The organism is Acidovorax sp. LjRoot66 (genome assembly GCF_964253305.1).
Taxonomy (GTDB): Bacteria; Pseudomonadota; Gammaproteobacteria; order Burkholderiales; family Burkholderiaceae_C; genus Acidovorax.
Map to the genome: position 1 here is coordinate 3,893,569 of NZ_CAXUQU020000001.1, position 13,617 is coordinate 3,907,185.

Genomic DNA, 13,617 nt, shown 5'->3' on the forward strand with positions numbered 1-13,617 from the left:
CAGGGCCTGGCAAGAATATTGCTGGGGCCAGCCTTGAAAAAAAACGGATGAACATCAGATTTCTCTTGCGGCAGCGGTACGCGCGGGTCGCTAGAATGAAATTCATGGCAACAAAACCACCTTCTCCCAAAGCCGCGCCGCCTGTCACCAGGCCTGCGCGGGATGACGGCGGTTCGGTCGTGCTGGAAAGACGCACGCAAAAGACCCAGCCCCCCCAGATGTACCAGGTGGTCATGCTCAATGACGACTACACGCCCATGGAGTTCGTCATCGTGGTGCTGCAGGAGTTTTTCAGCAAGGACCGGGAGCAGGCAACCCAGATCATGCTCAAGATCCACCTCGACGGCAAAGGCGTGTGCGGCGTGTATTCACGCGACGTGGCCGCCACCAAGGTCGAGCAGGTGCTGGATGCCGCCCTCAAGGCGGGGCACCCGCTGCAATGTGTCAGTGAACCTGTTGAATAACAGGTTTTTCATCCCGATCTACAGTTATCCATTCCACGCAAGCACAAAGGAGTTCACATGATTGCCCAAGAACTGGAAGTCAGCTTGCACATGGCCTTTGTTGAGGCCCGCCAGCAGCGCCACGAGTTCATCACCGTGGAGCATCTGCTGCTGGCACTGCTCGATAACCCCAGCGCAGCGGAAGTGCTGCGCGCCTGTTCGGCCAACATCGATGACCTGCGGTCGTCGCTGTCGAACTTCATCAAGGACAACACGCCGCAGGTGGCAGGCACCGACGAGGTGGACACGCAGCCCACGCTGGGTTTCCAGCGGGTGATCCAGCGCGCCATCATGCACGTGCAGTCCACCGGCAACGGCAAGAAGGAAGTCACGGGCGCCAACGTGCTCGTGGCCATCTTTGGCGAGAAGGACTCGCACGCCGTGTACTACCTGCACCAGCAGGGCGTGACGCGCCTGGACGTGGTCAACTTCATTGCCCACGGCATCAAGAAGGGCGAGCCGCCGGAACCCGCCAAGGCCGAGAACCAGGCCGAGGGCGAAGAGGGCGCTGCCGCCGAGCGCAACGAGAAGGCCTCGCCGCTGGAGCAGTTCACCCAGAACCTGAACCAGGCCGCCAAGGAAGGCAAGATCGATCCGCTGATCGGGCGCCACTACGAGGTGGAACGCACCATCCAGATCCTGTGCCGCCGCCGCAAGAACAACCCGCTGCTGGTGGGTGAAGCCGGCGTGGGCAAGACCGCGATCGCCGAGGGCCTGGCCTGGCGCATCACGCAGAACGACGTGCCCGAGATCCTGGCCGAGGCCGTGGTGTATTCGCTGGACATGGGCGCGCTGCTGGCGGGCACCAAGTACCGCGGTGACTTCGAGCAGCGCCTGAAGGGCGTGCTCAAGTCGCTCAAGGACAAGCCCAACGCCATCTTGTTCATCGACGAGATCCACACCCTGATCGGTGCGGGCGCGGCCTCGGGTGGCACGCTCGATGCATCCAACCTGCTCAAGCCGGCACTGTCCAGCGGCCAGCTCAAGTGCATCGGAGCGACCACCTTCACGGAATACCGCGGCATCTTCGAAAAGGACGCTGCGCTGTCGCGCCGCTTCCAGAAGGTGGACGTGGTCGAGCCGACCGTGCAGGAAACCATCGACATCCTCAAGGGCCTGAAGTCGCGCTTCGAGGAGCACCACAGCGTGAAGTACGCTGCGGCCGCCCTGCAGGCTGCGGCCGAGCTCAGCGCCAAGTACATCAACGACCGCCATCTGCCCGACAAGGCGATCGACGTCATCGACGAAGCCGGTGCTGCCCAGCGCATCATGGTGCCGAGCAAGCGCAAGAAGACCATCGGCAAGGCCGAGATCGAAGAGATCGTGGCCAAGATCGCCCGCATTCCGCCGGCCAATGTCTCCAACGACGACCGCGGCAAGCTGCAGACCCTGGAACGCGACCTCAAGAGCGTGGTCTTCGGCCAGGACAAGGCCCTGGAAGTGCTCGCCAGCGCAGTGAAGATGGCGCGCTCGGGCCTGGGCAAGGGCGACAAGCCGATCGGCTCGTTCCTGTTCAGCGGCCCGACGGGCGTGGGCAAGACCGAGGCCGCCAAACAGCTGGCCTACATCATGGGCATCGAGCTCTTGCGCTTCGACATGTCGGAGTACATGGAACGCCATGCCGTGAGCCGCCTGATCGGTGCGCCTCCGGGCTATGTCGGGTTCGACCAAGGTGGCCTCTTGACCGAAGCCATCACCAAGAAGCCGCATTCGGTGCTGCTGCTCGATGAAATCGAGAAGGCGCATCCGGACATCTTCAACGTGCTGCTGCAGGTGATGGACCATGGCACGCTGACGGACAATAACGGCCGCAAGGCCGACTTCCGCAACGTCCTGATCATCATGACGACGAACGCTGGCGCCGAGACCATGAACAAGGCGACCATCGGCTTCACCAACCCGCGCCAGGCGGGCGACGAGATGGGCGACATCAAGCGCCTGTTCACGCCCGAGTTCCGCAACCGGCTGGATGCCATCGTCAACTTCAAGGCGCTGGACGAGCAGATCATCCTGCGCGTGGTGGACAAGTTCCTGCTGCAGCTCGAAACCCAGCTGGCCGAGAAGAAGGTGGAAGTCACCTTCACCGACACGCTGCGCAAGCACCTGGCCAAGAAGGGCTTCGATCCGCTGATGGGCGCCCGTCCGATGCAGCGCCTGATCCAGGACACCATCCGCCGTGCGCTGGCCGACGAACTGCTGTTCGGACGCCTGACCGAGGGTGGCCGCCTGACGGTGGACATCGAGGTGAAGACCGACGACAAGGGCGTGGAAACACCCGAAGTGCTGCTCGACATCCAGCCCCTTCCCAAGAAGGAGCGCTCGGCCAAGTCGGAGCCTGCAGAGCCGGAAGAAGCCACGGCCGATTGAGTCTTGCCGCCCGTGCATCGACAAAGCCCGCAGCACCTGCTGCGGGCTTTTTTCATGGTGCGTTGGCGTGATCGCCTGGCCTTGGCAGCGGCGCGCTCCTGCGCATGCAATGACTGCATGCCCTGTGTGCGGCATGCGCATGGCGCTGGCCTGCCCCATTGCAGTGCAATACCGCGCACAGCAAGGCCCCGCCTGGCTTGCGGGGCATCGGCGGGCCCGCAACCCTGCAGGCTATCACACGCTTTGTTGCATGAAAAAGAAAGGCCGCTCAGTGTTTTCCTTCAGGGGAGGGTTGTATTTCTTGGGTAGAGTGGCGTGGAGCGCATCACTAAACAAGGAGTAATTACATGAGCCAGAAAGTCGCGTACGTCACCGGCGGCATGGGGGGCATCGGAACGGCTATCTGCCAGCGCCTGCACAAGGAAAACTTCAAGGTCATTGCGGGCTGCGGCCCGACCCGTGACCATGCCAAGTGGCTGGCGGAACAGAAGGCGCTGGGCTATACGTTCTACGCATCGGTGGGCAATGTGGGCGACTGGGATTCCACGGTGGAAGCCTTCACCAAGACCAAGACCGAACACGGCAGCATCGACGTGCTGGTGAACAACGCCGGCATCACGCGCGACCGCATGTTCCTCAAGATGTCCCGCGAGGACTGGGATGCCGTCATCGAAACCAACCTCAACAGCATGTTCAACGTCACCAAGCAGGTGGTGGCCGACATGGTGGAAAAGGGCTGGGGCCGCATCGTCAACATCAGCAGCGTGAACGGCGAAAAGGGCCAGGCCGGCCAGACCAACTACTCGGCCGCCAAGGCCGGCATGCACGGCTTCTCGATGGCCCTGGCGCAGGAGCTGGCCACCAAGGGCGTGACGGTGAACACCGTGAGCCCGGGCTACATCGGCACCGACATGGTCAAGGCCATCCGCCCCGACGTGCTGGAAAAGATCGTCGCCACCGTGCCTGTCAAGCGACTGGGCGAGCCCAGCGAGATCGCCTCGATCATCGCCTGGCTGGCCTCGGAAGAGGGCGGCTACGCCACCGGTGCCGATTTCTCGGTCAACGGCGGCCTGCACATGGGCTGATGCCCAGAGCTTGGAGCCATCCACAACAAAACCCGCCTCGGCGGGTTTTTTGTTCTTTGCCTGCAGCCCAGCGGATCGAGGCTTGAAGAAAGCTCAGCGCAGCGGTTCTGGCTAGGCGCTGCGCCGCAGACAGTACGCTAGTACGGCAAGGCGCAGCAACGACGCCAGAAGAGCTTTGTTCAGGCCTTAGCCCACAAAGCGGCCGTTGGAGCCCATGATGCCCAGGTCGATGAACTTGGAACCCACATACGGTGCGCCACCTGCATAGTCGACCGTGAAACCACCCAGGTCGTTGCTGCGCAAACCGGCCAGTGCCGAGCGCAGCTTGGCACGGCTCAGGTCGCGGCCGGCGCGGTCCAGGCCGTCGATCAGCACGCGGGCGTTCACGTAGCCCTCGAAGCTGCGCGACGAGAATTCCTGCTGGTTCACGGCACGCATGGCGCGCTGGTAGTCACGCACCAGGGCGACGCTGGTGCGCGACGCATCGGGCATCACCATCGACAGGGCCAGACCGCCGGCCTTGGTGCCCAGCTGGCGGATGTTCTCGCCGCTCAATGCCACGCTGGTGGCAGCCAGGGGCGTGCTGGCCGATACCTTGCGGAATTCGCTGATCAGTGCGGCACTCACGTCGCCTGCCGTGCCGAGCAGCACCGTCATGGGCTTGGATGCCAGGGTCTGCTGGACCACGGTGGCCACTTGCTCCCCCTTGGCGTCGAGCTTGAAGGCCTTGGGCGCGGGCTGGTTGACGGCCTTGAGTGCATTGTTCACATCGGCCAGGAATTCCTTGCCGAACGCGGTGTCCTGGTAGACCACGGCCAGGTCGGTGATGCCCATGGCCACCAGCTTCTTGGCCAGGCGCTGGGCTTCGTCGGAGTAGCTGGCACGCACGTGGAAGACCGAGCGGTACTCGGGCTTGCGCAGCGACGATGCGCCGCTCTGCGGGGCCACGTAGGGGATCTGCGCCTCGTCCACCAGGGGCATGATGCGCTGGTTGTTGCTGGTGCCCATGCACGACAGCAGGGCCGCCACGTTGCCGTCGGCAATCAGCTTGCGCACGTTCTCTTCGGAGCGTGCTGGATCGTAACCGTCGTCCAGCGCCAACAGGCGCAGCTCACGCCCGCCCGTGCCGCCGCTGCGCGCGTTGGCCTGTGCAATGCCGGCGTCCAGGCCCTGCTTGAGTTCCTTGCCCAGGCTGGCCAGGGGGCCCGACAGGCCCAGCGAGCAGCCAATGGTGACCATCTTGGCGTCGATGGCGTCCTGGGGGCCGGCCCATGCCGAGGAGGCGAGCGAGAGACCGGTGGCGGTGGCAAGAAGGGACTGGGTGAACTGGCGACGGTGCATGGAAGGAGACGACGATGGATCGAAGAAGGGGGCGCTGCCACGGGTTGCCGTGGTTGCCTTGGCCCTGGTCGCACGGATAGCGCAACCTTAGGGAAAACCCTTATTCTAGCATTCAGCGCTGCTTACCGTCAAAAGAGCGTTGCAGGACAAGTGATACCCTGGATCGCCACCGGGGGGAGGGTGCTGCAGGCCAGGCGCGTCAGGGACGCCAGTCCCAATCGACGCGCAACGCCTCCCCCGTCTTGTCGTTTCTGGGCAGCCCCTCTCTTGGAACGGCGGTTCCGCCCAAGTAGAGAGTCTCGTTCACGGATATCTTCGCGGGCAGCGACCGGATGGCGCTGTCGGCCAGGTTCAGGTCAAAGCGCACGAACAGGCCTTCGGGCAACGCTTCAATGGCACTGCCCCTGAGGTCCAACTCGTCCAGTTCGACGAAGGTCTTTGGGAGACGGCGGATCTTGGCGTTTTCCGCCCACAGGCTGACGTGCAGGGTGGTCGACTCCGGGATCTCGGTGATCGGCGTGTCGCTGATGTCCAGGGTGCACAGCTCCAGGTTCTCTGGAAGCGTGTCAATGGCGGTATCGGCGACGAAAAGGTCAGTCCCCAGCGTCAGCTGCGTCGGCAACTGGGTGATGTTGGTGCCCCGGACGTCCAGGCTGTCCCCTACGGTGAAATGCTCCGGCAGTGCGGAAATCGGGCAGTCCGTGAGGATCAGGGCGCTGCCGATTTCCAGCCGGTCGGGCAGCCTGGAGATGGTGGTGTAGGCGATGTCCAGTGTGCCGGGCAGTGAAAGTGCATCCGGCAGTGCCTCGAGCGCGCTTTCACTTGCCAGGATGCTGCGGCCCACGCACAGGTCGACGGGCAGCTGGCGGAACTTGCAGTTGCCGATATGCAGTGCGCCGCCTACCACCAAGCCCGAGGGCAGGCTCTCGCTCACCATGTCGCTGCCGTGTAGTACCAGGTCTTCCGTCACTTCGAGGTTGTCGGGCAGCACCAGGTCGGGGCATGCCCAGATCTGCAGGGTGCCGCGGACGGTGAGGGGGGAGGGCAAGTTGCGAAGGCTGCCGTTGTGAAGGTGAATGGAGCCTTCCACCACCCGCACGTTTTGCGGAAATTCGCTGACCTCACTGAGCGAAATGAGGGTGTCCGTGGTGAGTGTGATTCCCTCGGACGATTCGATGGCTGCAATGCGCCGCCCTCCGATCTCGATGAAACTGCTCATGCCTTGTATTCCTTGCGGCTGGTTGTGGTGCGCGCGGATGCCGGCGCCATGCTGTTTATAGCCGATGGTCTGGACAGTGTTCGCGGTCAGCGTGCGCACCGCGCCAGGTAGGCGTCCTCGAAGCGCTTGAGGTCATTGCGCTCGCCTTCCGTCAGGTCGGTGCGCGCCTTCTTGATGTTCAGAATGCGGCGCGATTCGGCGCACTGCTGTCCCCGGCGGGCTTCGTTGGCCTGCGACGCCTGCTGTGCCTGCTGCGCCTGGCGGTCCTCGTCGCGCTGCTGCAGGCGTGCTTCGCGCCGCTCCCTGTCGTAGCGGGAGGAGGCTTCGCTCTCTTCCTCGCGGCAGTCGCGGTCGTATTCGCGGCGCATGCCCTCCTGCACGTCGGCCTTGATGCCCCGGGAGTAGGCCGATCGCATGGTGTCGTTCAGCGTGCGGCAGCGCTCGCTCATGTACTGCTGGTGGTCCGGTGCGGGCGAGGAGTACACCGACCGGCTGGGCGAGCGTTCGGAGCGGTACTCGCTGGCCGTGGGCCCAGCCGATACCGACGTGGTCTTCATGCCCTGGGGGCAGGCACGCGAGGAGGTGTAGTTGTTGCCGTTGTCGTCCCGGCAGGTGTAGCGCGTCTGTGCGCTGGCTTCGGACGGTGCCAGGCAGTGCAGCGCTGCCAGCAACAGGCCGGCGCCAGCAAAGCGCAGACCATGCCGGATACGCGCCGTGCGGCCCAAAAAGTGGTTCTGCATCTGCATCTGCATCGGGGTCTTCCTTTCCATGGATTAAATCTCGGGCGCCGGCAAAGGGTTCGCCGGGCCGCCTCCCGACCCGGTGTCGAGACCGTGGGGTGGGGCAATGCATGGATTGTTCTGCGGCAAGGCCTGGCGGGCGTTCACCGCCTTGTCCACCGGCCCTGTGCCAGCGCTTGACAATGTGTCCACCGGCGGGCGTGGGGCGGCCGCGCAGGCGTGGGCAGGCCACCGGCTACGGCATGCGCAGGGCCTCAGAGGGCTGAGACGAAGGTGGCGCGACCGGGAGGGGGCGGTGAGCGCTCCAGGGTACCGCAAAGGGCTATGAACGCGGGCTATGCAGCCGCGCCCGCGAAGAGCGCGTTGCGGTCATGCGGCGGCTGCCGCCTGGAAGGGACGCAAAAAAACCCCGCAGTGGCGGGGCTTTCCTGGTGGAGTGGGTTGGAACCGTCAAAAAGAAGGGGCGGCCCGGTTTGGGAGCCGGGGCTGCCACACCCTCAGAAGCGGGCCGGGGCGCGCTTGCGGTCGCGTTCGTCTTCGGGCCAGGCGGACATGATTGCGGTGGTATTCATACTGGAAAACTCCTGTGATGTACCAACAACGCGTTCACTCCCGGCTTGGTTGACAGCGTTTCGCAAAAAAATGCAACCTAAATGGAAACGTTTTTTCGCCGCCAAGCACTGCAAAATTCATAGCAACAATTTCAAGCCTGCCGAGTTGCAATAGCTGGAAACATAGGTAATCGTTTACAGGGTTTTACACTTCACGCGCCGGCAGCTGCCGAAATTTCTTCAAGCGCTGATGAAACTTCCAGCCAGCGTTCTTCCAGTTGCGCGGTCTCGTCATGGCCCGCCTTCAGGCGGCGCCCGCACTCGGCGATCTCGGCTGGCGGCAGGGCCTGAGTGAGGGTCTGCTCAAGTGCGCTGCGCTCGGTCGACAGAGTCGCCAGGCGCTGGTCGATCTGTTCCAGCTCCTTTTTCAGGGGGCGCGTCTTCTCAGCCAGTTGCTGGCGGCTTTGGGCATCGAGCTTGCGCTGGTCGCGCCCTGCCGCAGGCGTGGCGGCCGGGGCCGGTGTGGGGGCCTTGGCGACCACCGCAGGTGGGGCGGCTACCGGTGCGGGGGCGGGCGCAGGAGCGCTTGCGGCGGCGGCCGCCGCCTTCACGGCAGCCGCTTCGGCCTGGCGCGAGTATTCGCGCAGGCGCTTGGCCTCCTCGAGCAGGTAGCGCTGGTAATCGTCCAGGTCGCCGTCGAACGGGCCCACCACGCCGCGGCCCACCAGCCAGAACTCGTCGCACACGGCGCGCAGCAGCGCCCGGTCGTGGCTGACCAGCATGACGGTGCCTTCGAACTCATTGAGCGCCATGGACAGCGCCTCGCGCGTGGCCAGGTCCAGGTGGTTGGTGGGCTCGTCCAGCAGCAGCAGGTTGGGGCGCTGCCAGACCATCATGGCCAGCACCAGGCGGGCTTTTTCACCGCCGCTCATGGTGCCCACGGCCTGCTTGACCATGTCGCCGCTGAAGTTGAAGCTGCCCAGGTAGCTGCGCAGGTCCTGCTCGCGCGAAGGTTCGCGGGCCGCAGCGCCCATGTCGCGCGCCAGGCGGATCATGTGCTCCAGCGGGTTCTCGGCGGGGCGCAGCACGTCCAGTTCCTGCTGGGCGAAGTAGCCGATGGACAGGCCCTTGCCCTCGGTCACGGTGCCCGCAATGGGCGCCATCTCGCGGGCAATGGTCTTGACCAGGGTCGACTTGCCCTGGCCGTTAGCGCCCAGGATGCCGATGCGCTGGCCGGCCAGCACCGACTTGCTCACGCCGGTGAGGATGGTCTTGATCTCGTCGTCCGTGGTGTAGCCGAACGCCGCATCGCTGATGGACAGCATGGGGTTGGGCAGGTTCACGGGCTCCTTGAACTCGAAGGTGAAATCGGCCTCGGCCAGCAGCGGGGCCACCTTCTCCATGCGCTCCAGGGCCTTGACCCGGCTTTGCGCCTGCTTGGCCTTGCTGGCCTTGGCCTTGAAGCGGTCGATGAACTTCTGCAGGTGGGCGATCTTGTCCTGCTGCTTGGAGAAGGCAGCCTGTTGCAGTTCCATCTGCTGGGACCGCAGTTCTTCGAACTTGCTGTAGTTGCCGCCGAAGCGGTTGAGCTTGGCGCTGTCGATCTGCAAGGTGACGTTGGTGACGGCGTCCAGGAATTCGCGGTCATGGCTGATCACGATCATGGTGCCGGCGTACTTCTTGAGCCAGGCTTCGAGCCAGACCAGGGCGTCCAGATCCAAGTGGTTGGTGGGTTCGTCCAGCAGCAGCAGGTCGGACGGGCACATCAGCGCGCGCGCCAGTTGCAGGCGCATGCGCCAGCCGCCCGAGAAGCTGTTCACCGGGCGCTCAAGTTCGTGCGACTGGAACCCCAGGCCCAGGATCAGCGCCTGCGCGCGCGGCACGGCGTCGTGGTCGCCCGCGTCGGCCAGGTCGGTGTAGACCTGGGCAATGGCCATGCCGTGGTCGGCGTCGTCGTGCGCGGCATCGCTCTGGTCGAGCTGCGCCAACTGGGTGTGCAGCTCGGCCAGGCGCGTGTCGCCTGCCAGCACGAAGGCGGTGGCGCTTTCATCGGTCTCGGGCATGTTCTGCGCGACCTGCGCCATGCGCCACTGGCGGGGGATGGAAAAGTCGCCTCCATCCTCGTGCAGGCTGCCGTTGAGCAGCGCGAACAGTGTGGACTTGCCGGCGCCGTTGCGGCCCACCAGGCCGACCTTTTCGCCGGGGTTCAGGGTCACGGAGACGTTGTCCAGCAGCACCTTGGCGCCGCGCCGCAGGACGATGTTCTTCAGGTTGATCATTCAGTACTCAATCACGGCGCCTCGGCTGCATCGTGCAGCGCAAGGCCCAGGTAAACCAGGTTGGGGATCGGATGATCCTTGAAAGGGGTGATGGGCCCGAAGCCCATCTGCCGGTACAGCGCCTGCGCGCGTTCGTTGTGGTCCCAGGTGCTGATGCCGGCACGGTCGTAACCCGCGCCCGCACACTGCCGCACCAGGGCCCGCGTCAATTCACGGGCGATGCCCTGGCCGCGTGCGCTTTCGCGCACGTACAGCCGCTTGATCTCGGCCAGGCCAGCCATCTCTGTCGGGGCAAACGCGCCGCAGGCGGCGAGTTCACCCTGCCGATAGGCAAGAACCGCACCACCGGCAGGATGCGCATACCGGCCCGGCAGACCGGCCATGTCCGCCCAGATGCTGCTCTGGCCGGCGTTGGCATGGTCGCGCTGTGCGTACTCGAGCAGCAGTTCCCTGAAATGCCGCCAGCCGTCTTCGGTGTCGACTGCGATGATCTGCAGCATGCTCGGGTTCCAGTGTCCGCGTGGGTGCTTTTCTGGAGCGGCGACACCCCAGGCAACCCCGTATTGTCGCCGATACCGGGCAAACCCTGTAGGACGGCCCTACGGCGCCGCGCCAGCCACCTCGTACCAGGCCCAGCCCTCGTACCTGCCCAGCAGGCGCAGGCGGGGGTTTTCGCCCAGCTCGAAGATGCGGTCACCGCCCACCACCACCTGTGCACCCGTCTGCGCGAAGTCGAAGCGCCGCGGGTCCACCATCACGCGCACGGTGTCGGGCGTGGGGTTGATCACCCGGTAGGCGGCCGGGGCCTGCATGGTTTCCTGCACGAAGGTCAGGTGCTGGTAGCGGTTCACCGTGTCCTGGTCCGCAGCCGGCAACTGCATGCCGCGCCACACGCTGGGCTGGGGGTAGTAGAAAACGCCATCCACCACGGGAACACCCGCCGCGGCGAGCGTCATGGCGAGCGAGGTGCTGGGCAGCAAGGCCAGCACCCGCCGGGGCTTCGCGGTGCCGTCTGCAGATGCCGGGCCTGCCACATAGCCCTGCACGGTGTCGTTCAGGGCCACCTTGGCGGGGGCCAGCCCCAGTGGATTGAAGTCGGCCACGGCGATGGCGTACACCACCACGGTGAGCGCAATCGACTGCGCCACCTTCCCGTGCACCAGCCAGTACGCCATGAAGCCACCGGCCACGGCCATGCTGGCCACCATGGCCACGCTCAGGCCCGGATAGAAGTCTTCGGGAATGCCGGCCACCACCAGCGCCGCCAGGGCCGCCGTCAGCAGGCCCAGCACCACGGCCGCCCTGCGCGCCGGGCGTGGTGAAGCCACCGCCCCCTCGCGGCCACCCGCCAGCGCCATGACCAGCAGACAGGACAGCGCCAGCGCCAGATCGATGCGCGACGAAGACACGTAGTGCCAGAACATGGCCTTGGACAGTGCCAAGGGCACGCCCCAGACCCCGAACACCACGCTGAACGCCGAGAACGCTGCGCACGCCGCCAGCAGCCAGGGGTAGGGCTTCCTGTCCCGGATCTGCCGCAGGCACAGGAACCAGGTGGCCAGCAGCAGCAGGAAGTACGAACCGAACTCGCTCTCGTTGAACACGCTGCCGTGCAGGTTGGACAGCGTATCGGCATTGCTGAACCCGCGCAGCAGCACCAGGGGGGACAGGTCGCCCCCCTGCAGCGCCGCGCGCTGGCCGGGGTAGACGGTGCTGCGCATGGTGGCAATCGCCTCGCGCGCGTCGTGCCACCAGAAATAGAGCAGGGCTCCCATGAGCACTGCGGCCACCCCGAAGGCCAGTGGGGTCTGCCAGCTCCAGGCCACCTGCCGGCGGTGGTCGGCCAGCCAGGCGGCCAGCACCAGGGCGTAGAGCGTGGCCACGGTGATCTGCCAGGGCGGGTAAAGCACCAGCGCAAACCCGGCCAGGAACCAGGCCAGTGCCAGGGCCAGCCACCACAGGTGGGCACCGGGCTTTTGGCGCAGCATCAGCAGCGCGGCGGCCAGGGCCCCGGACGGGAAGAACACCACATACAGTGGCCACTGCGACCAGCCCGCCGCATAGGGCGCCAGGCAGAACACGAAGGACAGCGCCAGGTTGCGCCCAGAGCGGCCGGGGGCCAGCACGTCCAGCAGCCACCACAGCGCCAGCAGGCAGGCGAAGAACGGGAAGTACCAGTACCAGCCCAGCGCCATGTCCAGCGGCAGCGCGAAGAACCCCCAGGTGGCCGGGCGTGCCAGGGCTGACACGTGCAGCACGGGCACACCAGTCATGCCGATGACCAGCATGTTCTGCCCGTCCAGGCCCAGGTTGCGGTTGATCACCGGAAAGCGGGGTTCGTGGCTGGCCTGGGCCAGCGCGCTGGCGGTGATCACCATCCACTCGTCGGAGCGCACCCCGCGTGGCTGGCCCGCCAGGGGGGTGACGGCGCTGTCGGCCGATACCACAGGGTGCTCGCTCTGGTCGGTGCGGCCCAGCAGCAGTTCCAGCGAAGAGCCGGTGGCGCCGATGCCCACGAGCACCAGGAAGACGCCGGCAATGCCGCCGGCCACCATGCGCCGATGGCCACCGACCCACTGGCCGCAGCGGCCGAGCACCCGGCCCGTGGCGCCAAGCAGCAGCAGCACGATGGTGGCCGCCACCGCAGCAGCGATGAGCCAGTGCCGCGGGGCAATGTCGGGGCCGAGCACCTTGCCGGCGGCGGGGGAGGATGGCTCGACGTTGAAGCGCGCGGTATCGTCGAAGCGGGCGATCACGCCCACGGGCTGCTCGCCCCCCCCCAGGTAGCGCGGGTAGCGCACTTCGAGCGAGAACTCCAGCGGAATGCTCTCCCCATCCTTGAAGTAGACCGCGACGGAGGGACGGGTCTTGCGCGTGGGAATGGCGATGCGCTTCTCGGTGTCCCCGATGCGCACGGTGAAGTCCTTGGGCAGGCGCTGGTTCTGCGAGTCATAGCACCAGCCGGTGATGCGCACGACGCCTTTGGCCTGGTCGTACTCCACCGTGTCGACGAAGCCGTAGGTGCCGGGGGCCAGGGGCTGCTGGGCGCGGGCGGCCTGCGGCAGCCACAGCAGGGCGAGCAGCAGCGCCGCGAACACAGCGGCAAGCCAGGCGGCGCCCAGCGGATGCAGGTGGTACCCGCGCCTCGGCATGGTGCTGCTCATCGGGATGCGGCCACCGTGACCGCGATGCCCGACATGATGAGCGCCGTGCCGATGAAGTAGCTGGGGGCAAAGCGCTCACCGAAGAAGAAGCGGCTGGCCAGCGGCACGATGACGAAGGCCAGGGCCATGAAGGGGTAGACCTTGCCCAACTCGGCCTTGCGCAATATCAGCACCCAGCCAATGGAGGTGATGCCGTACAGCACCATGGTGGCAAAGAACACGGCCAGGGTTTCGATGGCGAAGAAGCTGCCGGTCTTGTTCATGGAATTGGCGCTGACCTTGAACAGGATCTGGCCGATGGCGATGCCCACCACACAAAGGATGGTCAGAAGATAGACGTACATGGATCGGGATCTCGGGTGGGAGTG

At 65.5% G+C, this 13,617-nt stretch carries 10 protein-coding genes; 3 read left to right on the forward strand and 7 right to left on the reverse strand.

Features of this window, described 5'->3' with window-relative positions; translation table 11 throughout:
- Positions 1–95: 95 nt before the first annotated feature.
- The 3 genes from clpS to phbB all read left to right on the forward strand — a co-directional run bounded on the left by clpS (position 96) and on the right by phbB (position 3,955).
- Positions 96–464 (forward strand): ATP-dependent Clp protease adapter ClpS, encoded by a 369-nt coding sequence (gene clpS, locus ACSQ3Y_RS18380; RefSeq protein WP_035203675.1) that lies wholly within the window; start codon positions 96–98, stop codon positions 462–464.
- A gap of 57 nt (positions 465–521) precedes the next feature.
- Complete coding sequence (gene clpA / locus ACSQ3Y_RS18385; protein WP_436178384.1) at positions 522–2,870, forward strand: ATP-dependent Clp protease ATP-binding subunit ClpA; 2,349 nt, start codon at positions 522–524, stop codon at positions 2,868–2,870.
- Positions 2,871–3,217: 347 nt separating this feature from the next.
- Positions 3,218–3,955, forward strand: coding sequence for an acetoacetyl-CoA reductase (gene phbB / locus ACSQ3Y_RS18390; RefSeq protein WP_057204326.1), 738 nt, complete (start codon positions 3,218–3,220; stop codon positions 3,953–3,955).
- A gap of 186 nt (positions 3,956–4,141) precedes the next feature.
- Here phbB and ACSQ3Y_RS18395 read toward each other — a convergent pair whose 3' ends face one another.
- From ACSQ3Y_RS18395 to ACSQ3Y_RS18425, 7 genes are all read right to left on the reverse strand, one after another.
- Positions 4,142–5,296, reverse strand: coding sequence for an ABC transporter substrate-binding protein (locus tag ACSQ3Y_RS18395; RefSeq protein WP_436178385.1), 1,155 nt, complete (start codon positions 5,294–5,296; stop codon positions 4,142–4,144).
- 199 nt (positions 5,297–5,495) lie between these two features.
- Positions 5,496–6,515 carry a hypothetical protein gene (locus ACSQ3Y_RS18400; protein WP_436178386.1) on the reverse strand — a complete coding sequence of 340 codons (1,020 nt, stop codon included), beginning with the start codon at positions 6,513–6,515 and terminating at the stop codon, positions 5,496–5,498.
- A gap of 86 nt (positions 6,516–6,601) precedes the next feature.
- Positions 6,602–7,267 carry a DUF4124 domain-containing protein gene (locus ACSQ3Y_RS18405; protein WP_436178387.1) on the reverse strand — a complete coding sequence of 222 codons (666 nt, stop codon included), beginning with the start codon at positions 7,265–7,267 and terminating at the stop codon, positions 6,602–6,604.
- 751 nt (positions 7,268–8,018) lie between these two features.
- Positions 8,019–10,085, reverse strand: a complete 2,067-nt coding sequence (locus ACSQ3Y_RS18410) for an ABC-F family ATP-binding cassette domain-containing protein (RefSeq protein WP_436178388.1) — start codon at positions 10,083–10,085, stop codon at positions 8,019–8,021.
- Positions 10,086–10,096: 11 nt separating this feature from the next.
- Positions 10,097–10,585 (reverse strand): GNAT family N-acetyltransferase, encoded by a 489-nt coding sequence (locus ACSQ3Y_RS18415; protein WP_057267384.1) that lies wholly within the window; start codon positions 10,583–10,585, stop codon positions 10,097–10,099.
- Positions 10,586–10,684: 99 nt separating this feature from the next.
- Positions 10,685–13,249, reverse strand: coding sequence for a DUF7657 domain-containing protein (locus ACSQ3Y_RS18420; RefSeq protein ID WP_436178389.1), 2,565 nt, complete (start codon positions 13,247–13,249; stop codon positions 10,685–10,687).
- A complete protein-coding gene (locus tag ACSQ3Y_RS18425; RefSeq protein WP_057204336.1) occupies positions 13,246–13,593 on the reverse strand; it encodes a hypothetical protein in 348 nt (115 codons plus the stop codon). Before ACSQ3Y_RS18425 ends, ACSQ3Y_RS18420 begins: the two co-directional genes overlap by 4 nt.
- Positions 13,594–13,617: the final 24 nt, after the last annotated feature.

Bases quoted from the DNA above. Each gene is read 5' to 3' on its own strand.
- ACSQ3Y_RS18405 (WP_436178387.1), bottom strand. From the start codon at position 7,267: ATGCAGATGCAGATGCAGAACCACTTTTTGGGCCGCACGGCGCGTATC.
- clpA (WP_436178384.1), top strand. From the start codon at position 522: ATGATTGCCCAAGAACTGGAAGTCAGCTTGCACATGGCCTTTGTTGAG.
- ACSQ3Y_RS18400 (WP_436178386.1), bottom strand. From the start codon at position 6,515: ATGAGCAGTTTCATCGAGATCGGAGGGCGGCGCATTGCAGCCATCGAA.
- ACSQ3Y_RS18395 (WP_436178385.1), bottom strand. From the start codon at position 5,296: ATGCACCGTCGCCAGTTCACCCAGTCCCTTCTTGCCACCGCCACCGGT.
- ACSQ3Y_RS18425 (WP_057204336.1), bottom strand. From the start codon at position 13,593: ATGTACGTCTATCTTCTGACCATCCTTTGTGTGGTGGGCATCGCCATC.
- ACSQ3Y_RS18410 (WP_436178388.1), bottom strand. From the start codon at position 10,085: ATGATCAACCTGAAGAACATCGTCCTGCGGCGCGGCGCCAAGGTGCTG.
- phbB (WP_057204326.1), top strand. From the start codon at position 3,218: ATGAGCCAGAAAGTCGCGTACGTCACCGGCGGCATGGGGGGCATCGGA.
- ACSQ3Y_RS18420 (WP_436178389.1), bottom strand. From the start codon at position 13,249: ATGAGCAGCACCATGCCGAGGCGCGGGTACCACCTGCATCCGCTGGGC.
- ACSQ3Y_RS18415 (WP_057267384.1), bottom strand. From the start codon at position 10,585: ATGCTGCAGATCATCGCAGTCGACACCGAAGACGGCTGGCGGCATTTC.
- clpS (WP_035203675.1), top strand. From the start codon at position 96: ATGAAATTCATGGCAACAAAACCACCTTCTCCCAAAGCCGCGCCGCCT.